A 23,780-nucleotide genomic window follows, 5' to 3' on the forward strand; every position below is an offset into this window, starting at 1 on the left:
CCCGCGCCGCGACCTACGACGCCTGGCTGCATCACTACAACCACCACCGCCCCCACACCGGCATCGGCGGACTCACGCCCGCCGAACGCGTTCACAACCTCACTGGGAACTACAGCTAGACGGCCAGCAGCACCTTGCCCACGTGCTGCGACGACGCGACGTGCGCGTGCGCGGCGGCGGCCTCGGCGAGCGGGAACACGCGGTCGACGACCGGCCGCACGGATCCGTCGGCCACCGCGGGCCACACGTCCGCGCGGACGGCGGCCACGATGCGCGCCTTGTCGTCGGCGTCGCGGGCCCGGAGCGTGGTGCCCCAGATCCGCCCGCGCCTGGCCATCAGCTGGCCGAGCGCGATGCTCGTGGGCGCGCCGCTCTGCGCGCCGATGACCATGATCCGGCCGTCGCGCGCGAGGGCGCGGATGTCGCGGTCGATGTAGTCGCCGCCGATCGCGTCGAGGATCACGTCGGCGCCGCGGCCGTCGGTCGCCTCGAGGAGCGCCGCGACGAAGTCCTGCTCGCGGTAGTCGATGAGGATCTCCGCGCCGAGCGCCCGGCACGCGTCGAGCTTCGCCGGGCTGCCGGCGGTGACGGCGACGCGCGCGCCGAGGCGGGTGGCCAGCTGGATCGCCATCGTGCCGATGCCGCTCGACCCGCCGTGCACGAGCAGGGTCTCGCCCGGCGCCAGCCGCGCGTCGAGCACGACGTTCGACCACACGGTCGCGACGACCTCGGGGAGCCCCGCCGCCTGGACGAGGTCCAGCCTGTCGGGCACCGGGAGGACGTGCCGCTCGTCGACCGCGACGAGCTCCGCGTAGCCGCCGCCCGCGAGCAGCGCGCACACGCGGTCGCCGACGCTCCAGCGCGTCGCGCCCTGGCCGACCGCCTCGACCGTGCCGGACACCTCGAGCCCGAGGTGCGTCGGCGCTCCCGCGGGCGGCGGGTACGCGCCCTCGCGTTGGCTGAGGTCGGCGCGGTTGACGCCGGCGGCGGCCACCCGGATGAGGACCTCGCCGGGGCCGGCCACGGGATCCGGCAGCTCGGTGAGGGAGAGGACGTCGGGGGAGCCGGGGGAGGGGAAGGTGATCGCGCGCATCCCGCCACGGTACGCCCGCCGGGGGCCGCGTCCCACCCGCCCCAGAAGTACATGAACTCGCAACGAAATGTGGGAATGGAGGCCCGATCCATGCGCTTGCATATCTTCGAGGCCGTCGGCCCGCACCCATGCCCCCTGTACGAAAGGCACGCACATGAGCGACACCACCACCGTCCCCGGCTACATCGCCGGCACCTGGACCATCGACAAGACGCACAGCTCGGTCGGCTTCAGCATCCGCCACATCATGATCAGCAAGGTCAAGGGCACGTTCAAGGACTTCGACGCCGAGATCGTCACGGGCGCGACCCCCGAGCAGAGCACCGTCAAGGCGCACGCGACCATCGCCTCGATCGACACCAACGAGCCGAACCGCGACCAGCACCTCCGCACCAACGACTTCTTCGACGCCGAGAACAACCCCACCATCGACTTCGTCTCGACCGCCGTGCGCGTCGAGAAGGACGGCGACGCGAAGGTCGATGGCGAGCTCACCGTCCGCGGCGTCACCAAGCCCGTCACGTTCGACGTCGAGTTCGGCGGCTTCGGCGGCGACCCCTCGGCAACACCAAGTTCGGCGCGACGGCCACCACGGTCATCAACCGCGAGGACTTCGGCCTGACCTACAACGCGGCCCTCGAGACCGGCGGCGTGCTGCTCGGCGACAAGGTCACCATCACGCTCGACATCCAGGCGGTCCTCGCGACCCCCGCGGCTTAGCGCCCACCGGCCGGGCATCCGTCCGGCCGCCTCCGCGTCACGCGGATGCGACGCCCCCGCTCCCGTCTCAGGGACCGGGGGCGTCGTCGTTCCCGGGCGGCGCCCTTCAGGGGAGGAGGCCGAGCGCGCGGAGCGTCTCGGCCGGACGCTCCACGTGCGCGAAGTGGCCGGCGTCGGCGATCACCGCGTGGGACGCGCACGGGACATCGCGGTCGAGCCGCACCAGGTCGTCCGGCGCGACGAAGACGTCCGAGCCGCCCTGCACGGCCGTGACGGGGCAGGTGATCCGCGGCCACAGCTCGGCAGCGGGGTACGCGACGGCGATCTCCGTGGCGCGGAGGAACCCGCGGGGCCGCACCTCGTCCGCCAGCGCGGCGATGACCGACCCGCCCACCCGCCCTCCGTGCGCGAACAGGGGCCGGGTGAGCTGACGCAGGAGGCCCGTGCGCTGGAGCACCCGGACGAACGCGAGCATTGGGGCGCCGAGGAGCCGCGTCACGTGGATCGAGCCGAGCATCGTGCTGAAGCCCGGGAGCACGTCGAAGCGGCGGATCGGGTGGGTCGCGCTCCGCATCACGGCGTAGAGGGTGCGCGACACCAGGGCCACGGACCGCACGCGAACCGGTTGCCGGACGGCCAGGTGGAGGGCGAGGAAGCCGCCCATCGAGTGGCCGACGACACGGCACCCGTCGTATCCGAGGTCGTCGACGACCCGCATCACGCTCTCGACCACGGAGTCGGCCGTCAGCTCGTCGTCCGGGACCGCGATCGGGGATCCGCCCCAGCCGGGGAGGTCGACGGCCACGACGTCCTCGAGGGGCGCACCCGCGTCCCGGGCGGCGCGGAGGGCCGGGGTCCACGTGGTCCACGACCCGGCCGCGCCGTGGAGGAGGACGGTGGCCGTCCGGGTGCGCCGCCCGGGCGCGTGGTGGTGGCGGACCATCCCGAGGCCGGTGACGGTCACGCCGGCGACCAGGCCGGAGTCGTGGGGATCGGGGTCGAGCTCGTAGGGGATGTAGCCGTCGGCGGCGCCACGTGATCGACGCGCCGTCCGGCCGGCGTCGTCACCTGCGGCGCGTCCGGCTCGGCGCAGGAGGGGGCGGGGTGACGAGGGGACGGGGACGCGCACGGATGACCTCCGGGACGGGGTGATCCGCACAGGGTCGCCGACCGACGACCCGTCCCGCGGGCCCTCTCCCCAGCGCCGCGCGTCCTCCCGGCCGCTCCCGGACAGCGATGGTCCGCGCTGGCGCGCGCGCCGCCGGCGTCTCAGGCGAGGAGGCCGAGCGCGCGCAGCGTCTCGGCCGGGCGCTCGACGTGCGCGAAGTGGCCGGCGTCCGGGATCACGGCGGATCGGAGCGTCGGCACCGCGCGCGCCAGCAGGTCGAGGTCGTCCCGCGACACGAACACGTCGTCGTCGCCGCGCACCGCGACCACCGGGCAGGCGATGCGCGCCCACAGGCCGTCGGCGTCGTAGCCGCGCGTGACCTCCGCGGCGAGCGAGAACGCGCGGGGCCGGGCCTCCGTCGCGATGGCGTCGACGATCGACCGCCGCACGCGCCAGCCGTGCGCGAACAGCGGCAGCGCGACCGCGCGCATGAGGCGGACGCGGCCGACGCCGCGGATGAGCGCGGTGCCGGGGCGGCCGAGGCGGCGCATGGTGCGCATCACGCCGAGCATCATCGTGAAGCCGGGGATGAGGCGGAAGGCGCGGACGGGGTGCGCCACGCTCGCGATCACCGAGTACGTGGTGGGCGAGACGAGCGCGACGGAGACGGCGCGGGCGGGCTCGCGCGCGGCCAGGTGCAGCGCGATGAAGCCGCCCATCGAGTGGCCGATGAGCCGCCACTGCGCGTAGCCGAGGCCGTCGACCACGGCGCGGACGGCGTCGGCGATGGCGTCCACCGTCGCCTCCTCGTCGGTCGCGTCGAGCGCGGATCCGCCCCAGCCCGGCAGGTCGATCGCGACGAGCTCGGCGAAGGGGACGCCCGCGTCCCGCGCGGTGCGGATGAGCGGCGTCCAGGTGGTCCAGGATCCGGCGGCGCCGTGCAACAGCACCGTCGCGGTGTCCGAGCCGCGGACCGGGACGTGGTGGTGCCGCACGACGCCGAGACGTGTGGGCGTGGTCCCGCGCACGAGGCCGGACGCGGCCGGTACCGGGTCGAGCTCGAGCGGGCTGTAGCCGGGCAGCGGACGCGTCACTCCGCGCCGCCGATGATCTCCGAGCGGATGCGGCGGATGTCCTCCAGCAGCGAGCCGATGAGGATCCAGTGCTCCTCGCTCGGCTGCAGCACCACGAGCGGTGCCGTGAGCGCGGGCTGCTCGTGGGGGTCGGCCCCGTCGGAGATGCCGCCCGGCAGCGCGTGCTCGGCGAGGAGCCGCACGTCGTGGGCGGCGCGCGTCAGCTCGGTCGCGATCCCGCGGACGACGGGCTCCTCGGCGAGCGACGGGTCGTAGCGGTCGTGCACGGCGCGCGTCATGCCCACCACGCGGTTGACGAGCACGGTGAGCGTGGCGAGCAGCTCGCGGTCGGCCTCGAGCAGCGCCCGGTGCCGCCGCCGGAGCGGGTTGAGGGTCAGGCTCTCGAGCCCCTTGTCGACCTCGGCGACCGCCTTCGTGTGCCGCGGCCGCAGCTCGCGCGCGCGGGTGAGCATCCGGTCGAGCTCCTCGCGGTCGACCGGCTCGGACAGCGCGCCCGCGAGCCGGTCGAGGGCTGCGGCGCAGTCGCCCGCGAGGCCGACCACCGCGCGCCGGCTCGCCTCGTGCAGCACGGGCGGCGCGATCGCGATGTTGACGACCACGCCGATGGCGGCGCCGATGACGGTCTCCACGATCCGGTCGACCGCGTACACGGGCGAGAGCTGGCCGATGGCGAGGACGAGCATCGCACTGATGGGGATCTGCGTGCTCGACCCCGGCGTCAGCCGGAACACCCAGCCCACGAGCACGGCGACGACGACCGCGAGGAGCACCACCCCGCTCGACGTGCCGAGCGCGAGGCCGAGCCCGAGCGCGAGCAGCACGCCCGTGATCACCCCGAGGCTGCGCTCGACCGCCTTGCCGAAGGTCTGGTTGATGCTCGGCTGCACCACGAGCAGCGCGGCGATGGTCGCGAAGATGGGCAGCTGCGCGGGCAGCAGGGCGATGCAGACGAACCAGGCGATGATCGCGGCGACCGAGGTCTTGACCACCTGGACGAACGGGATGCGCGTGGTCGTGCGGACGGTCGTGGTGATGCGCACGTGCGGCCTCCGGCTGCGGTCTCGGGTGCCCCCATCATCCCGCGGGCGGACGTCCTCAGGCGACCTGGGCCGCGTCGTCCACGCCGCCGTCCATCCCGTCGGCCCCGTCGCCCGCCGCGGCGCCCTGCCGCCGGGCGTCCTGCCAGCGCGCCCACATCTCCTTGAGGTCCCACGCGTCCTCCGCCTGGATGGAGACGCCCCGCTCGCCCGTGCGCCGCGTGCGCCCCCGGATGACGAGCAGGCGCGTGCCGAAGAGCATGGGCCCGGCCTTCTGCTGCGCCTCGTCGAAGAAGGTGGAGTCGGAGCAGCCCGTGCCGTCGTCGAGGCTGATGAAGACGACGCGCTTGCCGCTGCGCATGGGCGGCGTCTGCGTGGCGATGCGGATCCCCGCGACCACCACCTCGGATCCACTGCGCACCTCGAGCAGCTGGCTCGCCGGGATGACGCCGAGCTCGTCGAGCATGGGCCGGCAGCTCTCCAGCACGTGCTCGGTGACCTCCATCTGCAGGATGTCGATCGGCGGCGACCCGCTCCCGCCCGTCCGGGTCCGGCGAGCCGCGCGGGATGAGGTCGCGGTCGTCGACGAAGAGCGGCAGCTGGCCGGCCGGATCCGCGGGCCGGGCCGCGCGCGCCGTGAGCCGACGGGCGAACGCCATCACGTCGCCGCGTGACGCGACCCCGCGGGCCGCCTCGTCCTCGGCGGACGTGGCGAGGGAGTCGAGCGCGCCCACCGCGGCCAGCCGCTCCAGCAGCGCGCGCGACGGCTGCGCCTTCGCGTAGAAGTCGGAGATGGAGTCGTAGGGCTGGCCCCGCTCGATGCGCTCGAGCTCCGCCTCGCTCATGCCGTGCACGTCCTGCAGCGACAGCCGGATCCCCAGCTCGCCGATGCGCGTGCGCCCGGTCGTCTCCTCGCCCTCCACGCGCTCCACCCGGTAGACGCCCCGCGACCGGTTCACGTCGAGCGGCAGCACGGGCACGCCCATCCGCCTGGCCTCGGTGAGCAGCAGGCGCTTGGGGTACATGCCGGGGTCGTGCGTGAGGATCCCCGCGAGGAACTCCGCCGGGTAGTGCGTCTTCAGCCACGCGCTCTGCCAGGTGGGCAGCGCGAACGCCGCGCCGTGCGCCTTGCAGAACCCGAACGAGCCGAAGCCCTTGAGCGCCTTCCAGATGCGCTCGACGTCGGCGTCCGAGAAGGGGCGCGTGCCCGTGCGGCCGTCGACGTGCATGGCGGTGCGCTGCCGGAACGCCTGCTCGACCACCGTGTCCTGCCGCTCCATGTTGCGGCGCAGCTCGTCGGCCTCGGCGAGGGAGACCTGCATGCAGTCGGCGAAGATCCGGATGACCTGCTCGTGGTAGATGACGACGCCGAACGTGGGCGCGAGGAACGGCGCGAACCGCGGGTGCAGGTAGTCGGGCCGGGTGATGCCGTGCTTCGTGTCGAGGAACGGCGCCACCATGTTGCCCTTCATGGGCCCCGGCCGGAACAGCGAGATGTCGGCGATGAGGTCCTCGTAGACGTCGGGCTGCATCTTGCCGATGAGCTCGCGCTGACCCGGCGACTCGATCTGGAACATGCCGAGCGTGTGCGTCGTGCGGATGGCGGCGAACGTCTCCTCGTCGTCGTGCGGGATCTCGTCGAGCTCGATGCGCCCGTCGCGGTGCACGTAGCGCGCGTCCACCGGGACGCCGCCCGCGACCGCCGAGCGCGTGCCGTGGATGCGGTGGATCTCGTCCAGCGCGTACGCCATGGTGCTCTGCATCCGCACCCCGAGGACGTCGAGCTTCAGCAGCCCCATGTCGTCGATGTCGTCCTTGTCGAACTGGCTCATCGGCAGGCCCATGCCGCTCGGCTGCACGGGGCTCGTGCTCAGCAGGTCGGAGTCGCCGAGGATCACGCCGCACGGGTGCATGGAGATGTGCCGGGGGAGCCGGTCGAGCCGCTCGGTGAGGTCGACCAGCAGGTCGATGCTCGGGTCGTCGCGCACGAGGTCGGCGATGGGCTTGAGCTCGGGCTTCGTCTCGAGCATCGCCCGGAACTCGCGCGCGTTGAAGCGCCAGATGTTCTTGGCGATGAAGTCGATCTGCTGCTCGTCGAGGTCGAGCGCGAGCCCGGCGTCGCGCGCGGCGCCGCGGGCCCGGTAGGTGTTCTGCATCGACAGCAGGGTGACCCGGTTGCTGCCGTACTTCTCGAACACGCGGTGGTACACCTCGTGCCGGCGCGCGGACTCCACGTCGATGTCGATGTCCGGCAGCGTCGAGCGCACCTTGCCGAGGAAGCGCTCGAACAGCAGGTCGTGCTCGAGCGGATCCACGTTGGAGATGCGCAGGAGGTAGTTGACGAGGCTGCCCGCGCCGGATCCCCGCGCCTGGTTGCGCACGCCCATGTCGCGCATGAGGGAGCACACGTCGGCCACCGTGAGGAAGTACGTGGCGAAGCCGAAGCCCGTGATGGTCTGCAGCTCGGTGCGCATGCGCGCGAGCACCCGCTGGCGCATGGCCTCGTCGACGTGGCCGAACCGCTCGGTGACCCCCGCCGCGGCCTTCCGCCACAGCGCCTCGTCCGGGTCGCCCGTGACCCCGATCACCTCCTTCTCCGGCAGCTTCGGCTTCCGCCACGCGAGGTCGGCGTCGGGATCCAGCCGGCAGCGGTCGGCGAGCTCCTCGGTGGCGCGCAGCAGCGCCTCGCCCGCCCGGCGGTCGAGCGACGACGCACCGGCGATCTCGCGCGCGATCTCCTGCATCTGGGCCGGCGTCTTGAGCCACGCCTGCCCGTTGGGCTGCGGGCGCAGCGTGCCGGCCGCGTCGAGCACGTCGCCCGTGAGCGCGTCGTCGGGCTCGAGGTAGCGCACGGCGTTGGTGAGCACCGCGGGGATGCGGTGGGCCTCGGCGAGCTCCAGCATGCGGGCGGCGTGGCGGAGGCTCGCGGACTCGCCGGGCTCCGTGTGGTGGCAGACCACCTCGACGACGACCGCGCCGGGCAGGAGCCGCGACCACTCCGCCAGGTGGCGGGACGCGAGCGCGTGGTCGCCCGCCGCGACGGCCCGGCCCACGTCCGAGTCGGGCCCGAGCATGATCGTGCCGACCGGCCCGTCCTCGCCGAGGAGGAACGCGGGCGGCCGGGTGCGCGCGATGCCCGCCTGGGCGCTCCGGGCGGTGCTCCTCGCGGTGCCACGCCCGTGGCTCGCGCTGATGAGCCGGCTGAGCGCCGCCCAGCCCTGGCCGTGCGTGCCGCCGTGCGCGAGCACCGTGATCCGGCCGGGGTGCTCGCCCGTGAGCCCGAGCTCCGCGCCCACGACGGGGGAGACCCCCTGGGCGATCGAGCGGCGGATGTGGCGGACGGCGCCGTACAGCCCGTCGCGGTCGGTGATGGCCGCGGCCGACGCGCCCCGGGACGCGACCTCGTCGACCAGCGCCTCGGGCGCCGATGTGCCGAAGTGGGCGGAGAAGGCGGACGCGACGTGCAGGTGGGTGAAGCTCACGCGCACCTCCCGGGATGTCCGCACGCGTCCTCCCCGGACGCGATGTTCGAACGGATGTTCGACTCGCCCAGTGTAGGTCGGCTGCCCGGCGGTCGCGACCCGTAGTCTCGGAGGATGACCAGCGAACCCTCCACCCTCGTCATCCTCGGCGCCAGCGGCGACCTCACGGAACGCCTGCTCCTGCCGGGTCTCGGCAGCCTCGTGGCGAGCGATCGGGGGCGGCGGATCCAGCTCATCGGCACCGGCCGGAGCGCACGCACGCCCCAGGAGTGGACGAAGACGGTCAAGACCGCGTTCGACTCGGTCGACGCCACGGGACGCCGCGCCGCGAGCATCGTGTCGTCCACGAAGTACGTCCAGGCCGACCCCACCGACCTCGACGACCTGAAGCGCATCCTCGAGGCCTGCGAGGGCGCGCCCGCCCTCTACTTCGCGCTGCCGCCGGCCATCTCCATCGCCGTGTGCCAGCAGCTGGAGAAGCTCGACCTGCCGGAGGGCACCACGCTCGCGCTCGAGAAGCCGTTCGGGTCGAACGGCCGCACGGCCGCGCAGCTCAACCGCCAGCTGCTGAAGCTCGTGCCGGAGGACCGCATCCACCGCACCGACCACTTCCTCGGCCTCTCCACCGTGCTCAACCTCGTGTCGCTGCGCTTCGCCAACCGCTTCTTCGAGTCGGTGTGGAGCGCGAAGGACATCGAGAAGGTCGAGATCCTCTACGACGAGACGCTCGCGCTCGAGGGCCGCGCCGGCTACTACGACAAGTCGGGTGCGCTCGTCGACATGATCCAGAGCCACCTGCTGCAGGTCCTCGCGGTCTTCGCGATGGAGCCGCCCGCGAGCATCGACCCGGACGACCTCCGTTCGAACATCGCCTCGGTCCTCCGCGCCACCGAGGTCTGGGACAACGACCCCGTCGCGCACAGCCGTCGGGCCCGCTACACGGGCGCCACGGTGGACGGCACGCGCATCCCCGCGTACGCCAAGGAGGAGGGGGTGGATCCGGCCAACGAGACGGAGACGCTCGCCGAGGTCACGTTCGGCGTGGCCAACGCGCGCTGGGCGGGCGTGCCGTTCCGGCTGCGCTCGGGCAAGGCCCTCAAGGAGGCGTCCAAGCGCATCATCGTCACCTTCAAGCCGGTGGCGCACCTGCCGCGGGGCCTCCACGGATCCGCGCGACCGGACCGCCTCATCATCGACCTCAAGCCCGACGGCATCTCGCTCGAGGTCACGATGGACGGCACGGGCGAGCCCTTCACGCTCACCCAGGCCACGTTCCGCGCGGAGTTCGCGGAGCCCGAACTCACGCCGTACGGCGAGGTGCTCGACGGCATCCTCGCGGGCGACCCGCGCCTCTCCGTCCGCGGCGACGTGGCCGAGCGCTGCTGGCGCATCGTCGCGCCGGTCATGCGCGCCTGGAAGGGCGACCGCGTGCCGATGGCCGAGTACCGCGCCGGATCCGTGGGGCCGACCGCCTGGCGCTGACCGCCTGGCCCACCGTCCGGCGCACCGCCCGGATGACGGCTCGCTGGACGTCGTCGCCTCGCGGTGGCGTCGGACCCGTCGCGTCCTAGCGTGAGGGCATGCCCGTGACCCTCACCGAGATCCCCCTGCCCGCGGCCGGCCCCGGGGCGTCGCCCGGGTTGCACGGCGTGCTGGCGGTGCCCGACGGCGAGGGGCCGTGGCCCGCGGTCGTGGTGGTGCACGAGGCCTTCGGCGTCACCGACGTCATGCGCCGTCAGGCCGAGCGCCTCGCCGAGGCCGGCTTCCTCGCGCTCATGCCCGACCTCTTCTCCGCCGGCGGCGCACGCCGATGCCTGGTCGCCACGTTCCGCACGCTGGCAGCGGGGGAGGGCCGCGCGTTCGTGGACGTCGAGTCCGCGCGCCGCCTGCTCCTCGACCGCGCCGACTGCACGGGCCGCGTCGGCGTCATCGGCTTCTGCATGGGCGGCGGGTTCGCCCTCGCGGCGGCGTCCCGCGGCTTCGACGCGTCGAGCGTCAACTACGGCATGCTCCCGGAGGGCCTCGACGGCGTGCTCGACGGCGCGTGCCCCGTCGTCGCGAGCTACGGCGGGCGCGACCGGCAGCTCGCGGGATCCGCGGACCGCCTCGAGGCCGCCCTCACGGAGCACGGAATCGCACACGACGTGCGGGAGTACCCGGCCGCCGGGCACGCGTTCCTCAACGACGCCGAAACCGGGCCGCGGGCGCTCCGCCCGGTGCTGCGCGCGGTCGGCATGGGGCCGGAGCCCGCGTCGGCGGCGGACGCCTGGAGCCGGATCGACACGTTCTTCAGCGAGCACCTCCTCGACGCCCACCTGCGCGGCGGGGAGGGCACGGGCGCATAGCGCATCGGGCCCGCGTGCCGAGGGGACTCTCCACCGCCCTCGGCTACCCTGTGGAGGATCCGGGTGCCCGCGCCCGGCGCTCCCCGCCCGGCGACGAGAGATCCCCCATGCAGCACGCCCCCCAGAGGACCCGCGCCGATCGGGCCCGCGTCCGCGGCATCGCCCGCCACGGCCGCCTCCGCACCCCGAGCGCCGGGCGCACCGTGATGAGGGGCGTCGGCATGGTCGCCGCGGTCGCTCTCGTGAGCACGGTGTCGGTCGTGGGCATCGCCGCCTGGGACCTCTCCCGCACCGTCGCCGACAACACGGTCGACATCTCCGGCGGCCAGGCCATGCCCCCGTCGCTCGGCGGCATCGACGGCGGCGCGAACATCCTCATCGTCGGCAGCGACAGCCGCGCCGGCCAGGGCGACGGCTACGGCGCCGCGAAGGACGTGGGCACGGCCACGCTCAACGACGTCACGATGCTGCTCCACATCAGCGAGGACAGCAGCCGGGCGACGGTCATCTCCTTCCCGCGCGACATGCTCGTGCCCATCCTGGCCTGCGAGGGCCCGGACGGCACGAAGTACGCCGCGAGCTCCCGCGCCCAGCTCAACGAGTCGCTGTCCCGTGGCGGCTTCGAGTGCACCGTCCGCATGGTCGAGGGCCTCACCGGGCTCGACATCCCGTACGGCGGCGTCGTGCAGTTCAACGGCGTGGTCGAGATGTCCAACGCGGTCGGCGGCGTGGAGGTGTGCGTGGCCAACGGCATCTACGACCCGAAGACCGACCTGTCGCTGGATCCGGGCATCCACCCGCTCCAGGGCAAGGAGGCCGTGCAGTTCCTCCGCACCCGCTACGGCGTCGGCGACGGCAGCGACATCTCGCGCATCGGCAACCAGCAGGTCTTCCTGAGCGCGCTCGTGCGCACCATCAAGAGCTCGGACACGCTGACCAACCCGGCCAAGCTCTACGGCATCGCGCGGGCCGTGGTCGACAACATGCAGCTGTCGACGTCGCTCGCCGACCTCGACACGCTCGTGTCGATCGCGCTGACCTTCAAGGACATCCCGCTCGACGACGTGACGTTCCTCCAGTACCCGGGCGAGGTGCTCGCCAACGGCCGCGTGCAGCCGGACGAGGCGGCCGCGGCGCAGCTCGTGGGCCTGCTCGCCTCGGACGCGGACTTCACGCTCACCGAGGGCACGACGACGGACGAGTCCGGCAGCGTGCCGGCCGACGGCGCGACCCCGGCGCCCACCACCGCGCCGCCCGCGGACGGGACGGCGACCGGCTCCCCGGCGCCCGCCGCGACGCCGACCGCCGAGGTGCTCGACCCGAGCATCACCGGCCAGACCGCGGCGCAGAGCACCTGCTCCAACGGCCAGGGCTGAGCGCGCGCCGACGAGCGCGCGCCGACGAGCGCGCGGGCTCAGCGACGGGTCAGCGGTCGGCGGGCGCCTCGACGACGCGCGGATCCGGGAAGGCCGTCTCGACCGCGGGCGCACCGGTGCCGCGGGCGCGCATCCAGACGAAGAAGCCCGTGAGCGTGAACGCGCCGTAGAAGACGTACATGAAGGCGGATGCGTAGTAGCCCGCGCTCACGAGCAGCGGCACGCCGACGAGGTCGACGGCCACCCAGATCAGCCAGAACTCGACCCAGCCCTTGGCCATGCCGTAGGTGGCGAGGAGGGAGCCGACGAAGATCCAGGCGTCGGCCCACACGGGCTCGTAGGAGCCGAGCGCGCGGAAGACGGGCGTGAGGATCGCGGTGCCGCCGACGAGCGCGACCACGAGCAGGACGCGCTCGCGGCCCGACGCCCACTGTGGCACGACGGGCGCGCCGCCGTGCCTGGCCTGGTTCCAGCGGTGCCAGCCGTAGACGGACACGGCGATGAACATGACCTGGCGGCCGGCCTGTCCGAGCAGGTTGACGGGGTTCGGCGTGCCGAAGACCGCGCCGAGGAAGACGGTGAACAGGAGCACGTTGCCGACGATGCCGACGGGCCACGCCCAGACCTTCCGGCGCATGCCGCCGAGCGCGCTGGCGAGGCCGAAGAGATTGCCGACGATCTCGCGCCAGAGGATCGTCTGGTCGCCGATACGGAGCTGCGCGTCGAACAGCCACTCGAGTGCCGCCATGCGGGATCCCTCCGTGCGCCGCGGCCCGGGTGGCCGCGTGCGGGACGCCGTGCGGCGCCGATGGGGAGAAGGCGCGCGTGCCCCCGGCTATTCCCCGGGCCCGGGCACATGGGGCGACCCGGCGGGACGGGCGAGCGGTCGGGACAGCGCGACCCGGGCGGCACGAGGCCAGCGGGCGGCGTCAGGCGAACAGGCGCATGTCGAGCTCCTCGTCCGACGCGTTGACGAGCGACCAGCGGCCGCGCGCGTCGACGCTCAGGTCGAACGAGCCGTCGACCCGGCGCGCGCCCGTGGGGAGCGGCACGGCCTCGACGCGCCACATCCGCAGCTCCAGCAGGTGGGCGCTCGCGCCGCGGGGCGCGCGACCCGTGCGCTGCCACCAGTCGACCCGGGCGATCCACCGCTCGGGCGAGCTGACGACGCCGTAGACCACGCCCCGCCAGGTGAAGCGCAACGGCGAGCCGTCGCCCGAGAGCTCGACCTCCACGTCCTCGTCGATCCGCATGTGCCGCTCCTCTCGCCCGTCGCGCCGGCCGCGCTCCCGCGTTCGAACGGATGTTCGAACGCCTGATCCGAGTGTAGGAACGGGCGCCGACATCCACGAGGGGAGCGGGCGGATCCGCCTCACCCTCGACCGGAGCCTGAGGGTCCGGACCGGATCGCGCGCATCGGGCATGGATCCGCCGCCCGCCGCGTTGGCCCCGGTGTCCCGAGGGCGGCAGACGCCTCCCTCGTCATCGACACCCGAGGAGGGTCCACATGACCGACACCACCCGCGCAGCCGGCGCCTCCGGCACCTTCACCATCGGCGGCGACCTGCCCGTCGTCCGGCTCGGCTACGGCACCATGCAGCTGACCGGCGAGGGCGTCTGGGGCGCCCCCGAGGACCCGCAAGAGGCCGTCCGCGTCATCCGCCGTGCCGCCGAGCTCGGCGTCACGTTCTTCGACACCGCCGACTCCTACGGCCCGTTCGTCGCGGAGGAGCTCCTCAAGGAGGCGCTGCACCCGTACGCCGACGACGTCGTCATCGCGACCAAGGGCGGGCTCACGCGCCCCGGCCCCGGCGACTGGCAGCCCGTCGGCCGCCCCGAGTACCTGCGCCAGCAGGCCGAGCTGAGCCTGCGCCACCTCGGCCTCGAGCGCATCGACCTCTACCAGCTGCACCGCATCGACCCCGCCGTGCCGCTCGCCGACCAGATCGGCGTGCTCAAGGACCTGCAGTCCGAGGGCAAGATCCGCCACATCGGCCTCTCCGAGGTGCAGGTCGACGACGTGAAGGCCGCGCGCGAGATCGCCGAGATCGTCTCCGTGCAGAACCTCTTCAACCTCGCCAAGCGCGACGCCGAGCCGCTGCTCGACTACGCCGAGGCCGAGGGCCTGGCCTTCATGCCGTGGTTCCCGCTCGCGACCGGCGAGCTCGCGAAGGACGGCGGCCCGCTCGACGCCCTCGCGAAGCAGCACGACGCGCGCGCCTCGCAGCTCGCGCTCGCCTGGCTCCTGCGCCGCTCGCCCGTCATGCTGCCGATCCCCGGCACCAAGTCGGTCGGCCACGTCGAGGACAACATCGCCGCGGCGGGCATCGAGCTCACCGACGACGAGTTCCAGGCGCTCACCGACGCCGTCTGATCCACCTGCACGACGACGAAGGGCCCCGCGATGATCGCGGGGCCCTTCGTCGTGCCGGTCGGCGTCCGGGTCAGGTGCCGATCCGGGTGCCCGAGTCGTCGGCGAGGCCGAGGTCGTCGAGCTGCGCGAGCAGGCTCGCCCCGTCCGGCGCGTAGACCCACGGGATCGAGCTGTCGAGCGCGCGCTTCTCTGCCTTCGCCCTGCCGCCCGCGAGCACGGCCTCGCCCGCCGAGAGCTGCCGGATGAGGACGACCTCGACGTTGCCGGGGTGCCGCTCGGCGAACTCGCCGTAGAGCAGCTCGTCGTGCTGGCCGTCGTCGCCCGCGAGGATCCACTTCACGTGCGGGAACTCCGCCGCGAGGCGCTGCAGGTTGTTGCGCTTGTGCTCCATGCCGCTGCGGAACCACCGGTCGACGGTGGGGCCCCAGTCGGTGAGGAGGATCGGTCCCGGCGGGTACAGGTTCCGGGACAGGAACCGGGTGAGCGTCGGGGCCACGTTCCACGCCCCCGTGGAGAGGTAGAGGACGGGCGCTCCCTCGTGCTGCAGGCGGAGCCGCTCGTAGAGCACGGCCATGCCGGGGGTCGGCGTCCGCGCGTGCTCGTCGAGCACGAAGGTGTTCCACGCGGCGAGGAACGGCCGGGGGAGCGCGGTGACCATGACGGTGTCGTCGATGTCGCTGAGGATCCCGGTGCGCACGTCGTCGCCCACGATGAAGACGGGCGCGTCCACGGTCTCCGATCCCTCGGACCGGATGCGGATCGTGTGCCAGCCGCTCGGCAGGCTCGCCTCGACGACCTGGTCCACGACGCCGCCGCGGTCGGCCCGCACGTGGTGCTCGGTGCCGTCGATCTCGACGACGACGTCGACGTCCGTGAGCGGGACGCTCGTGAAGCTCCGCCAGCCGCGCACGACCTTGTCGCCGGCCAGCGCGCGCTTGCTCTTCGTATCGGTGAGGAGGACGCGGCAGAGGACGCGGACCCAGCGCACGGATCCGTAGCCGGCGTAGGGGATGACGGTGGGCTTCAGGCCCCGCTTGCGGGCACGGCCCTCGCGGATCTCGTGGATGCGGTCCTCGATGCGCGCCGCCCGGTGCAGCACGGGTGCGGCGGCCGGTGACTCGAGGAGCGTGCGGGTCGCGTGCTTCTTCTTCTTCGAGGAGGGGGCCACGGGCTCAGTCAACCAGACGCCGGGAGCGGCGGGCGCGCGTCACACCGGCCGGGCGAGCTCTGCCGAGTCCGGCGCGCCCTGGTCGATGCCGGGGCCGACCTCGTCCATCGCCAGCTCCTCGATCACGTCCTCCGCCTGGGTGGCGACGGCCCGCAGCAGCTCGGGGGAGCCCTCGGCCGTGGGGTCGAGCCACTCCTCGACGACGTCGGGGGAGAGGACGACGGGCATGCGCTCCGCCAGCGCCTCCACGGTCCCGGCAGAGGGCCGCGTGACGACCGCGCAGCTCAGCACCCAGCGGGCGGGATCGTCGCTGGCGCGCGAGGGATCCCGCCACCACTCGTACAGCGCCGCGAGCAGCACGGTGCCGTCGCCCGCGCCCACGAGGTACGGGGTGCGCAGTCCGTCGTCGGTCTCGTGGTGCTCGTAGTAGCCCGACACCGGGATCGCCGCGCGCCGGGACACGAGCGCCTGCAGGAGCTCCGGCCGGGAGGCGAGCTGCTCGGCGGGGATCTCGGCGACCGGCGGGCCCTGGTCCGGCCCGGACGATCCCGCGGGCACGAGGCCCCATCGGGCGGACTCGAGGCGCCGCACGGGCACCTGGTCCTCGGTGTCGCCCTCGGCGCGGCGGGGCAGCGTGTCGACGAGGACCGCAACGCGCTGGCCGGGGACGATGCGCCAGGACGGCCCCGGCACGGCGTCGCCCGCGTGGTCCACGTCGAGCAGCCCGACCAGGTCGTCGGCGGTCGTGGCCCGGGCGAGGATGCGCGTCATGCCCTCCATCCTGGCCGACGCACCCGACGCCGACCGACGCGCCCGCGGCATGCGGGGGCTATCCGCGGAAGCATCCATTTGTTACGAAGTGGCGTCAGGGGACGGCCCGGTGCGACCGTTCCGCCGCGGTCGTGGTTCGCTAGTGTGCCTGGCAAGTGTCGATTCGTAGTGACTACGAGGAATGAGCCACCCATGATCGAGTTCCACCACGTCCGCAAGCAGTACCCGGACGGCACGCTCGCGATCGAGGACTTCAGCCTCGTCGTCCCCTCGCAGACCACGACGGTCCTCGTCGGATCCTCGGGCTGCGGCAAGACGACCCTCATGCGCATGATCAACCGGATGGTCGAGCCGACGTCCGGTCGCATCGAGATCGACGGCACCGACATCGCCAGCCAGGACGCCGTGAAGCTCCGGCGCAGCATCGGCTACGTGATGCAGAACTCCGGCCTCCTCCCGCACCGCAAGGTCGTCGACAACATCGCGACCGTGCCGCGCCTCACCGGCGTCGACAAGCGGACCGCGCGCGAGGGCGCCCTGAAGCTGATGGACACCGTGGGCCTCGACCGGTCGATGGCCGACCGCTACCCGTCGCAGCTCTCCGGCGGCCAGCAGCAGCGCGTGGGCGTCGCCCGCGGCCTCGCGGTGGATCCGAACATCCTGCTCATGGACGAGCCGTTCGGCGCGGTCGACCCGCTCGTGCGCGACGACCTCCAGCAGGAGCTCATCCGCCTGCGCACGCAGCTCGACAAGACCGTGGTCTTCGTGACGCACGACATCGACGAGGCGTTCCTGCTCGGCGACCAGGTCGTGATCCTCGAGAAGGGCGGCCGCATCGCCCAGCAGGGCACGCCGCAGGAGATCCTCTCGAACCCGGCGAACGACTTCGTCCGCGACTTCGTGGGCGCCGACAAGGGCAAGCGCGCGCTGCACGTCGAGGACACCGGCACGGGACAGGTGCTCGTCGACCGCGACGGCCGCCTCGTGGGCGTGCTCGACGACGAGGGGCGCTCCGCAGCCCGATCCGCATCCGCTCCGACCGAGGCGGGGGCCGCGCACGCCCCCGGTGCCCAGGCGCAGGGTGCGGGACCCGCGTGAACTGGGTCCTCGCCAACATCGGCACGGTGCTCGACCTGGCCGTCGCGCACGTCGCGCTGGCCGCGCCGCCCGTCCTCCTCGGGCTCGTCATCTCGCTGCCGCTCGGCTGGCTCGCCAACCGGTACCGGCGCACCCGTGGCGCCCTGCTCACCGTCGGTGGAGCGCTCTACACGATCCCGTCGATCGCGCTCCTGCTCGCGATGCCGGCGATCATCGGCACCAACATCCTCGATCCGCGCAACGTCGTGGTCGCCCTCACCGTGTACGCCGTAGCGCTCATGATCCGCATCACCTCGGACGCGCTCGCCTCGGTCTCTGAGGATGTCAAGCAGTCCGCGACGGCCATGGGGTACGCCGGATGGGCGCGCTTCTGGCGGGTCGAGCTGCCGCTCGCGGGACCCGTGCTCCTCGCCGGACTCCGCGTCGTCTCCGTCAGCACCGTGAGCATGGTGACGGTCGGTTCGCTGTCGGGGATCCTGAGCCTCGGGACCATGATCCTCAGCGGGTACCGGCGCCAGTTCTACACGGAGATCATCACCGGAATCGTGGGCATCGTCGTGATCGCGCTCGTCTTCGACCTCATCCTCCTGCTGGCCGGGAGGCTCCTCATGCCCTGGTCCACCCAACCGTCCCTGCGTGCGAGGAGCCGCTCGGCCCGACGTGCCGCGCTCGTCACGGATGCGAGTGCTTCGTGAACCTCTTCGCCGAGGCCCTCGCCCTCCTCCTCGACGCCTCGCGATGGGCGGGTCCGACCGGGTACGGCACGCGCCTGCTCGAGCACGTGGGGTACACCGCCCTCTCGATGGGCGTCGCCGCCATCATCGCCGTGCCCGCTGGCCTCTACATCGGGCACACCGGCCGCGGCCGCAACGTGGCCGTGGCGTTCTCGGACGGCCTCCGCGCGCTGCCCACCCTCGGCGTCCTTGTCCTGCTCGGCCTGCTCTTCGGCATTGGCCTCACCGGACCGATCCTGACGTTCTCGCTCCTCGGCATCCCACCGCTGCTGGCCGGCGTGTACTCCGGCGTGCAGGCCGTGGACCGCTCGGCGATCGACGCGGCGCGCGCAGTCGGGATGACGGAGACGCAGATCCTGGGTCGCGTCGAGATCCCGCTCGCGCTCCCGCTCATGATCAGCGGCTTCCGCGCGGCGACCCTCCAGGTCATCAGCACCGTGACGCTCGGCGCCTACCTCGGGCTGGGCGGACTCGGCCGCGACATCTTCACCGGCCTGACCACGCGGAACTTCCCCCTGCTCCTGGCGTCGGCGATCCTCGTCACCGCGCTCGCGCTCGTCGTCGACGCGGTCTTCGCGATCGTCCAGCGCGCCGTCGTCCCCCGCGGCGTCGTCGCCGCCGCAGGACGCACCCCCGACTCACCGCGTACCTCGTCGAGGCCCGCGGTCAGCACCACTCCCTGAAAGGAACACAGCACATGACCCACAGCATCACCCGCCGGCTCCTCGTCGGCACCGTCGCGCTGGGCACCGCAATGGCCCTCGCCGGCTGCTCGTCCGGCGACCCCCTCGACACCTCGGGCGGCTCGGCCTCCGCCGCGCCCACCGACACGATCTCCGTGGGCTCGGCCGCGTTCGGTGAGAACGTCATCCTCGCCGAGGTCTACGCGCAGGCCCTCGAGGCCAACGACGTGAAGGTCACGCGCAACCTGCAGATCGGCGAGCGCGAGGTCTACCTCAAGGCGCTCGAGGAGGGGTCCATCGACCTCATCCCCGAGTACACGGGCAACCTGCTCGCCGCGTACGACGACGAGTCGACGGCGACCTCCAGCGACGACGTCTACGCGGCGCTCGGCGCCGCGCTGCCGGACGGCTTCGAGGTGCTCGACGAGTCGCCCGCCGAGGACAAGGACTCGTACAACGTCACCAAGGAGTACTCCGCGGCCAACGGCGTGACGAGCCTCTCCGACCTCAAGGACAAGACCGTCCGCGTCGGCGGCGGTGCGGTGCTGGGCGAGCGCGAGTACGGGATCCCCGGCCTCACGGGCACGTACGGCATCGACGCGAGCCTCGTCACCATCGAGGACCAGGGCGGCCCCAACACCGTCAAGGCGCTTCTCGACGGCCAGGTCGACATGGCGAACATCTACTCGACCACGCCGTCGATCCTCGACAACGGCTTCGTCACGCTCGAGGACCCCGAGAACCTCATCAAGGCGCAGAACGTCGTGCCGCTCGTCAAGACCGCGAAGATGAACCCCGACGTCACGGCGATCCTCGACAAGGTGTCGGCCGCGCTGACCACCGAGGACCTCACCAAGATGAACCGCCGCAACCAGGGCGACGAGAAGGCCGAGCCGGCCGCCATCGCCGCCGACTGGCTCAAGGAGAAGGCCCTCTTCTAGGAGGTGCCGGCCGGGCGGCGACGCCCGGCACCCGCGAGGGGCCGACGCACCAGCGCCGGCCCCTCGCGCCGTCGGTGCCCGCGCGCGGCCCGACGGAGCAGAATGGATCCACCCGCACGATCGACGAGCGCAGGAGCCCGCGCATGGCCAAGAAGAAGTCCCCGAGCGGCGAGGTGAGCGTCCTGGGTGCCGTGACCACGGTCGCCCGCGAGGTCCGCAAGCACAAGACGGTCGCCGAGTCGGCGCCCGAGGGCCAGGGCGCGCACATCCCGCCTGCGCCCAAGCGGAGCCCCGAGGAGCTGAAGCGCGACATCCAGACCGGCCGCGACGAGCTCGCGCGCACCGTCCGGGAGCTCGAGACCGCGCTCGACGTGGCGGCCCGCGCCTCGGAGCTGAAGGCGGACGCCTCGGCCCGCGCCCGCGCCATCCGCGACGACGTCACGTCGCACGTCCGCACCACCGCCCACGACGTGTCCCGACGGACGCGCGCGTTCACCCGGAAGGACCCGGCCGTCGCCGCGTCGATCGGCGCGGGTGCCGTCGCCGTCGTGCTCGCGGTCGGCGCGGCCGTCGTCTCCGGCGGCCGACGCTGATCGCCTCCATCCGCTCCATCGCCACGGCGGTGCCGCCGACGGTCCTCGCGCAGGACGGCGTGCGCGACCTCTTCGGCAGCCAGCCGGAGCTCGGGCGGCTCGGCACCCGGCTCGTGTCGGCGGCGTTCAACGCGTCGGGGATCCGCACGCGCCACACGGTGATCCGCGAGCTCGGCACCGCGCCGGGGATGGCGGGCGCCGACGCGCCCGTCGACGACGCCGACGGCGGACCCGTCTTCTACGACCGGGCGAGCGGACGGATCCTGACGCCGGGCACCGGCGCGCGCAACGACACGTACATCCGCGAGGCCCCCGCCCTGCTGCTCGGCGCGGCGCGCCAGGCGGTCGAGGAGGCCGCGGGGATCGAGGCGTCCGACGTCACGCACGTCGTCACCGTCTCCTGCACGGGCTTCTACGCCCCCGGACCCGACTACGCCGTCGTGCGCGGCCTCTGGCTCGGCGCGTCGACCCAGCGCTTCCACCTCGGCTTCATGGGCTGCTACGGCGCGTTCCCGGCGCTGCGCATGGCCTCGCAGTTCTGCGCCGCCGATCCGGACGCCGTCGTGCTCGTCGTGTGCGTGGAGCTCTGCTCGCTGCACCTGCACTCGTCGGACGACGCCGACACGATCGTGGCGTCGTCCGTCTTCGGCGACGGCGCGGCGGCCGCGATCGTGACCGCACGACCGGCTCCAGCCGGATCCACCGCGCTCGACCTCGACGCGTTCGAGACCGTCCTCACGCCCGTGGGCGAGGACGACATGGCGTGGACCATCGGCGACCAGGGCTTCGACATGATCCTGTCGAGCTACGTGCCGAAGATCATCGACGAGCACATCACGGGCGCGCTCGAGCCGCTGTGGGCGCAGGTCCCGGCGCTCGCGGGCGTCGCCCCCGCGGAGATCGAGGACTGGGCCATCCACCCGGGCGGCCGCAGCATCCTCGACCGCGTCGAGGACCGGCTGGTGCTCGCGCCCGCGCAGCTCGAGGCCTCCCGGTCGACGCTCGCCGAGGTGGGCAACATGTCGAGCGCGACGGTGCTGTTCGTGCTCCGGCGGATCCTGCACCAGACGCCGCCGGCCGACGTGCCCGGCCGCCCGGACGTCGCGGAGCCCGCGCCGATCCCGGCATCCGGGCCCGGCGCGGGACGGGTGTGCGCCATGGCGTTCGGTCCCGGCCTGACGGTCGAGACGGCCCTCATGACGCGCCGGACCGCCTGATGGACCTCTCCCGCCGCGACGCCCGGCTCGCCGAGCTCATGGACGACCCGGACTGCGATCCCGCGGCGCTCGACCGCACCTATGCGCGGTTTCAGGTCGTCAACCGCGTGGTCGCGGGGTGGCGCGGGGTCTACCGTTCCCGGATCCGCCCGCTGCTGTCCGCCGACCGGGGGACGACGCTCCTCGACATCGGCTCGGGCGGAGGTGACGTGCCGCTCGCCCTCGCGCGGTGGGCCCGGCGCGACGGGCTGCGGCTGCGCGTCACGGGCATCGACCCGGATCCGCGCGCGACGGCCTTCGCCGGCGCCCGGCCGCGGGATCCCGATGTCGCGTTCCGCCCCGCGTCGAGCGCCGAGCTCGTGGCCGAGGGCCGCCGGTTCGACCTGGTGACGAGCAACCACGTGCTGCACCACCTCGACGACGCCGCGTTCGACGCCCTGCTCGCCGACTCCGCCGCGCTCGCCCCCCGCGCGATCCACAGCGACATCGCGCGCGGCCGGCTCGCCTACGCCCTCTACGGACCCGCCTCCCGGCTGGTCGCCCGCGGGTCGTTCGTGCACGTCGACGGGCTCCGCTCGATCCGCCGCAGCTGGACGCCCGTGGAGCTCGCGCTCCGGGTGCCCGCCGGCTGGCGCGTCGAGGGCGCCGCCCCGTTCCGCGTGCTCGTCGTCCGCGATCCGTCCGCGAGCCGGGCCGACGCCGTCGAGCGCTCGGGCTGATGACACGCGTCGACGCGCTGATCGTGGGAGGCGGGCCCGTGGGGATCCACCTCGCCGCGCTCCTCGCGCAGGCCGGGCTCGACGTGCGCGTGTGGGAGGCGCGGCCGATGCCGGCCCGGCTGTCGCGGGCCATCGGGATCCACGCGCCGTCGCTCGACGCGTTCGACAGGCTGGGCGTGGCGGAGGAGATGGTCGCCGAGGCGGTCCTCGTCCGCCGGGGCATCGCGATGGGGCCGCGCGGGGAGCTCGGACGCGTCTCGTTCGCCCGCGTATCGACGACGCACCCCTACGTCGCGGCGCTGCCGCAGTGGCGCACGGAGGCGATCCTCGCCAGGCGCCTGACGGGACTCGCGCCGGGCGCGCTGCACCGAGGAGTGACGCTCACGGGGCTCGACGCGGATCCCGTCGGCCTGCCGGACGGCGTCGTCCGCGCGACCGGGCGGGACGCCGACGGCGCGACCGTCGAGGTCACCGCGTCCCTCGTGATCGGCGCGGACGGCACGCGCGGCGCGGTCCGCGGGCTCCTCGGGATCGGCGTCGACGAGCGGCCGCTGCCCGACCGCTTCCTCATGGGCGACGCGCCCGACCGCACGGACGCGGGCGACGACGCCGTCGTCACGCTGCACCCGGACGGCGTGGTCGAGTCCTTCCCGCTGCCGGGCGGCATGCGGCGCTTCGTCGTGGGCCTCCGGGAGGGGGAGCGCGACGGGGATCCGGCGACCGTCCTCGCGCGCGCGGTGGGGGAGCGCACCGGCCACGTCGTGTCGACCGCGGAGCTGGATCCGGTGAGCGGCTTCGGGGTGCGCCGCCGCCTCGCGCACCGCATGGTCGCCCGGCGCGCCGTGCTCATCGGCGACGCGGCCCACGAGATCAGCCCCATCGGCGGGCAGGGGATGAACCTCGGCTGGCTCGACGCGGACGCCCTCGCGCCGATCCTCGTCGACGCCGTCCGCACGCGCTGCGGCGTGCCGGATGCCGTGCGCCTCGCCCGCTGGGAGCGCGACCGGCTCGCCAGCGCGCGCCGCGCGGCCGTGCAGTCGGAGATCAACACCGCGCTGGGTCGACCCGTGCGCGGGCTCACGCGGCTCGTGCGCGACGCCGGGCTCCGCGCGGTGCTCGCCTCGCCCGCGGCGGCCGGGCTCGCCTCGGTCTACGCCATGGGCCGGGACGCGGGCGCCCGCGTCAGGTGAGCCGCGTCGCGTTCAGGGCGATCTGGGCGACGAGCAG

22 protein-coding genes and 2 pseudogenes are annotated in these 23,780 nt (G+C 73.6%); 14 read left to right on the plus strand and 10 right to left on the minus strand.

Annotated elements, in window-relative coordinates:
- Positions 1 to 119, plus strand: a 119-nt coding sequence (locus tag HDR73_RS04805; protein ID WP_287136277.1) for an integrase core domain-containing protein, incomplete at its 5' end; no start/stop codon positions are given.
- On the opposite strand, the gene HDR73_RS04810 is transcribed toward HDR73_RS04805, so the two are convergent.
- The gene (locus tag HDR73_RS04810; protein ID WP_012299136.1) at positions 116 to 1,093 is read right to left on the minus strand and encodes an NAD(P)H-quinone oxidoreductase; all 978 of its coding nucleotides are present in this window, start codon (positions 1,091 to 1,093) and stop codon (positions 116 to 118) included. The two genes, HDR73_RS04805 and HDR73_RS04810, sit on opposite strands and share 4 nt — an antisense overlap.
- 154 nt (positions 1,094 to 1,247) lie before the next feature.
- Between HDR73_RS04810 and HDR73_RS04815 the strand changes: the two are divergent.
- A pseudogene (locus HDR73_RS04815) lies at positions 1,248 to 1,813 on the plus strand (YceI family protein).
- Between the two features lie 106 nt (positions 1,814 to 1,919).
- Here HDR73_RS04815 and HDR73_RS04820 read toward each other — a convergent pair.
- The 5 genes and pseudogenes from HDR73_RS04820 to dnaE form a co-directional block, all read right to left on the minus strand.
- On the minus strand, positions 1,920 to 2,942 hold the full coding sequence (locus tag HDR73_RS04820; protein WP_012299135.1) for an alpha/beta fold hydrolase: 1,023 nt from the start codon (positions 2,940 to 2,942) through the stop codon (positions 1,920 to 1,922).
- Between the two features lie 140 nt (positions 2,943 to 3,082).
- Complete coding sequence (locus HDR73_RS04825) at positions 3,083 to 4,015, minus strand: alpha/beta fold hydrolase (protein ID WP_012299134.1); 933 nt, start codon at positions 4,013 to 4,015, stop codon at positions 3,083 to 3,085.
- Complete coding sequence (locus HDR73_RS04830; RefSeq protein WP_012299133.1) at positions 4,012 to 5,055, minus strand: FUSC family protein; 1,044 nt, start codon at positions 5,053 to 5,055, stop codon at positions 4,012 to 4,014. Before HDR73_RS04830 ends, HDR73_RS04825 begins: the two co-directional genes overlap by 4 nt.
- A 55-nt stretch (positions 5,056 to 5,110) precedes the next feature.
- A complete protein-coding gene (locus HDR73_RS04835; RefSeq protein WP_353734311.1) occupies positions 5,111 to 5,557 on the minus strand; it encodes an OB-fold nucleic acid binding domain-containing protein in 447 nt (148 codons plus the stop codon).
- Positions 5,558 to 5,816: 259 nt separating this feature from the next.
- Positions 5,817 to 8,558: pseudogene (gene dnaE, locus HDR73_RS04840) on the minus strand (DNA polymerase III subunit alpha); the annotation flags it as partial.
- 90 nt (positions 8,559 to 8,648) lie between these two features.
- On the opposite strand from dnaE, the gene HDR73_RS04845 reads away from it, so the two are divergent.
- The 3 genes from HDR73_RS04845 to HDR73_RS04855 all read left to right on the plus strand — a co-directional run bounded on the left by HDR73_RS04845 (position 8,649) and on the right by HDR73_RS04855 (position 12,255).
- On the plus strand, positions 8,649 to 10,016 hold the full coding sequence (locus HDR73_RS04845; RefSeq protein ID WP_012299132.1) for a glucose-6-phosphate dehydrogenase: 1,368 nt from the start codon (positions 8,649 to 8,651) through the stop codon (positions 10,014 to 10,016).
- A 98-nt stretch (positions 10,017 to 10,114) separates the two neighbouring features.
- Positions 10,115 to 10,879 (plus strand): dienelactone hydrolase family protein, encoded by a 765-nt coding sequence (locus tag HDR73_RS04850; protein ID WP_012299131.1) that lies wholly within the window; start codon positions 10,115 to 10,117, stop codon positions 10,877 to 10,879.
- Between the two features lie 107 nt (positions 10,880 to 10,986).
- Positions 10,987 to 12,255 carry an LCP family protein gene (locus HDR73_RS04855; protein WP_041464564.1) on the plus strand — a complete coding sequence of 423 codons (1,269 nt, stop codon included), beginning with the start codon at positions 10,987 to 10,989 and terminating at the stop codon, positions 12,253 to 12,255.
- A gap of 49 nt (positions 12,256 to 12,304) precedes the next feature.
- Here HDR73_RS04855 and pnuC read toward each other — a convergent pair whose 3' ends face one another.
- Together pnuC and HDR73_RS04865 are read right to left on the minus strand one after the other, a co-directional pair.
- On the minus strand, positions 12,305 to 13,003 hold the full coding sequence (gene pnuC / locus HDR73_RS04860; protein ID WP_012299129.1) for a nicotinamide riboside transporter PnuC: 699 nt from the start codon (positions 13,001 to 13,003) through the stop codon (positions 12,305 to 12,307).
- Positions 13,004 to 13,184: 181 nt separating this feature from the next.
- Positions 13,185 to 13,508, minus strand: coding sequence for a DUF6504 family protein (locus HDR73_RS04865; protein WP_012299128.1), 324 nt, complete (start codon positions 13,506 to 13,508; stop codon positions 13,185 to 13,187).
- A gap of 254 nt (positions 13,509 to 13,762) precedes the next feature.
- Here HDR73_RS04865 and HDR73_RS04870 point away from each other — a divergent pair, with 254 nt between their 5' ends.
- On the plus strand, positions 13,763 to 14,629 hold the full coding sequence (locus HDR73_RS04870) for an aldo/keto reductase (RefSeq protein ID WP_012299127.1): 867 nt from the start codon (positions 13,763 to 13,765) through the stop codon (positions 14,627 to 14,629).
- Positions 14,630 to 14,699: 70 nt separating this feature from the next.
- Here the strand turns inward: HDR73_RS04870 and HDR73_RS04875 are convergent, their stop codons facing one another.
- Positions 14,700 to 15,797, minus strand: a complete 1,098-nt coding sequence (locus tag HDR73_RS04875) for an App1 family protein phosphatidate phosphatase (RefSeq protein ID WP_174270081.1) — start codon at positions 15,795 to 15,797, stop codon at positions 14,700 to 14,702.
- 39 nt (positions 15,798 to 15,836) lie between these two features.
- Positions 15,837 to 16,568: an SOS response-associated peptidase gene (locus HDR73_RS04880; RefSeq protein WP_041464563.1), complete on the minus strand. Its 732-nt coding sequence runs from the start codon at positions 16,566 to 16,568 to the stop codon at positions 15,837 to 15,839.
- Positions 16,569 to 16,760: 192 nt separating this feature from the next.
- Here HDR73_RS04880 and HDR73_RS04885 point away from each other — a divergent pair, with 192 nt between their 5' ends.
- The 8 genes from HDR73_RS04885 (at position 16,761) to HDR73_RS04920 (ending at position 23,743) form a co-directional block, all read left to right on the plus strand.
- On the plus strand, positions 16,761 to 17,666 hold the full coding sequence (locus HDR73_RS04885; RefSeq protein WP_012299124.1) for an ABC transporter ATP-binding protein: 906 nt from the start codon (positions 16,761 to 16,763) through the stop codon (positions 17,664 to 17,666).
- Complete coding sequence (locus HDR73_RS04890) at positions 17,663 to 18,361, plus strand: ABC transporter permease (RefSeq protein ID WP_012299123.1); 699 nt, start codon at positions 17,663 to 17,665, stop codon at positions 18,359 to 18,361. Before HDR73_RS04885 ends, HDR73_RS04890 begins: the two co-directional genes overlap by 4 nt.
- Positions 18,358 to 19,083, plus strand: coding sequence for an ABC transporter permease (locus HDR73_RS04895; protein WP_012299122.1), 726 nt, complete (start codon positions 18,358 to 18,360; stop codon positions 19,081 to 19,083). The genes HDR73_RS04890 and HDR73_RS04895 overlap by 4 nt, the downstream gene beginning before the upstream one ends.
- 14 nt (positions 19,084 to 19,097) lie before the next feature.
- Entirely contained in the window at positions 19,098 to 20,024 is a 927-nt protein-coding gene (locus tag HDR73_RS04900) for an ABC transporter substrate-binding protein (protein WP_012299121.1), read from the plus strand.
- Between the two features lie 143 nt (positions 20,025 to 20,167).
- Positions 20,168 to 20,617, plus strand: a complete 450-nt coding sequence (locus HDR73_RS04905) for a DUF3618 domain-containing protein (RefSeq protein WP_106408643.1) — start codon at positions 20,168 to 20,170, stop codon at positions 20,615 to 20,617.
- On the plus strand, positions 20,614 to 21,834 hold the full coding sequence (locus HDR73_RS04910; protein ID WP_041464562.1) for a type III polyketide synthase: 1,221 nt from the start codon (positions 20,614 to 20,616) through the stop codon (positions 21,832 to 21,834). The genes HDR73_RS04905 and HDR73_RS04910 overlap by 4 nt, the downstream gene beginning before the upstream one ends.
- Positions 21,834 to 22,553 (plus strand): class I SAM-dependent methyltransferase, encoded by a 720-nt coding sequence (locus HDR73_RS04915; RefSeq protein WP_012299118.1) that lies wholly within the window; start codon positions 21,834 to 21,836, stop codon positions 22,551 to 22,553. Before HDR73_RS04910 ends, HDR73_RS04915 begins: the two co-directional genes overlap by 1 nt.
- Positions 22,553 to 23,743, plus strand: coding sequence for an FAD-dependent oxidoreductase (locus tag HDR73_RS04920; protein ID WP_287136276.1), 1,191 nt, complete (start codon positions 22,553 to 22,555; stop codon positions 23,741 to 23,743). The genes HDR73_RS04915 and HDR73_RS04920 overlap by 1 nt, the downstream gene beginning before the upstream one ends.
- Positions 23,744 to 23,780 lie beyond the last annotated feature (37 nt).

This window comes from Clavibacter sp., assembly GCF_014802555.1.
In the GTDB taxonomy this organism is placed as follows: domain Bacteria; phylum Actinomycetota; class Actinomycetes; order Actinomycetales; family Microbacteriaceae; genus Clavibacter; species Clavibacter sepedonicus.

What these genes read in the sequence shown, in the direction of transcription:
- HDR73_RS04810 (WP_012299136.1), bottom strand. Translation starts at nt 1,093, where the DNA reads ATGCGCGCGATCACCTTCCCCTCCCCCGGCTCCCCCGACGTCCTCTCC.
- HDR73_RS04835 (WP_353734311.1), bottom strand. Translation starts at nt 5,557, where the DNA reads ATGGAGGTCACCGAGCACGTGCTGGAGAGCTGCCGGCCCATGCTCGAC.
- HDR73_RS04845 (WP_012299132.1), top strand. Translation starts at nt 8,649, where the DNA reads ATGACCAGCGAACCCTCCACCCTCGTCATCCTCGGCGCCAGCGGCGAC.
- HDR73_RS04850 (WP_012299131.1), top strand. Translation starts at nt 10,115, where the DNA reads ATGCCCGTGACCCTCACCGAGATCCCCCTGCCCGCGGCCGGCCCCGGG.
- HDR73_RS04855 (WP_041464564.1), top strand. Translation starts at nt 10,987, where the DNA reads ATGCAGCACGCCCCCCAGAGGACCCGCGCCGATCGGGCCCGCGTCCGC.
- pnuC (WP_012299129.1), bottom strand. Translation starts at nt 13,003, where the DNA reads ATGGCGGCACTCGAGTGGCTGTTCGACGCGCAGCTCCGTATCGGCGAC.
- HDR73_RS04865 (WP_012299128.1), bottom strand. Translation starts at nt 13,508, where the DNA reads ATGCGGATCGACGAGGACGTGGAGGTCGAGCTCTCGGGCGACGGCTCG.
- HDR73_RS04870 (WP_012299127.1), top strand. Translation starts at nt 13,763, where the DNA reads ATGACCGACACCACCCGCGCAGCCGGCGCCTCCGGCACCTTCACCATC.
- HDR73_RS04880 (WP_041464563.1), bottom strand. Translation starts at nt 16,568, where the DNA reads ATGACGCGCATCCTCGCCCGGGCCACGACCGCCGACGACCTGGTCGGG.
- HDR73_RS04885 (WP_012299124.1), top strand. Translation starts at nt 16,761, where the DNA reads ATGATCGAGTTCCACCACGTCCGCAAGCAGTACCCGGACGGCACGCTC.
- HDR73_RS04900 (WP_012299121.1), top strand. Translation starts at nt 19,098, where the DNA reads ATGACCCACAGCATCACCCGCCGGCTCCTCGTCGGCACCGTCGCGCTG.
- HDR73_RS04905 (WP_106408643.1), top strand. Translation starts at nt 20,168, where the DNA reads ATGGCCAAGAAGAAGTCCCCGAGCGGCGAGGTGAGCGTCCTGGGTGCC.
- HDR73_RS04915 (WP_012299118.1), top strand. Translation starts at nt 21,834, where the DNA reads ATGGACCTCTCCCGCCGCGACGCCCGGCTCGCCGAGCTCATGGACGAC.
- HDR73_RS04920 (WP_287136276.1), top strand. Translation starts at nt 22,553, where the DNA reads ATGACACGCGTCGACGCGCTGATCGTGGGAGGCGGGCCCGTGGGGATC.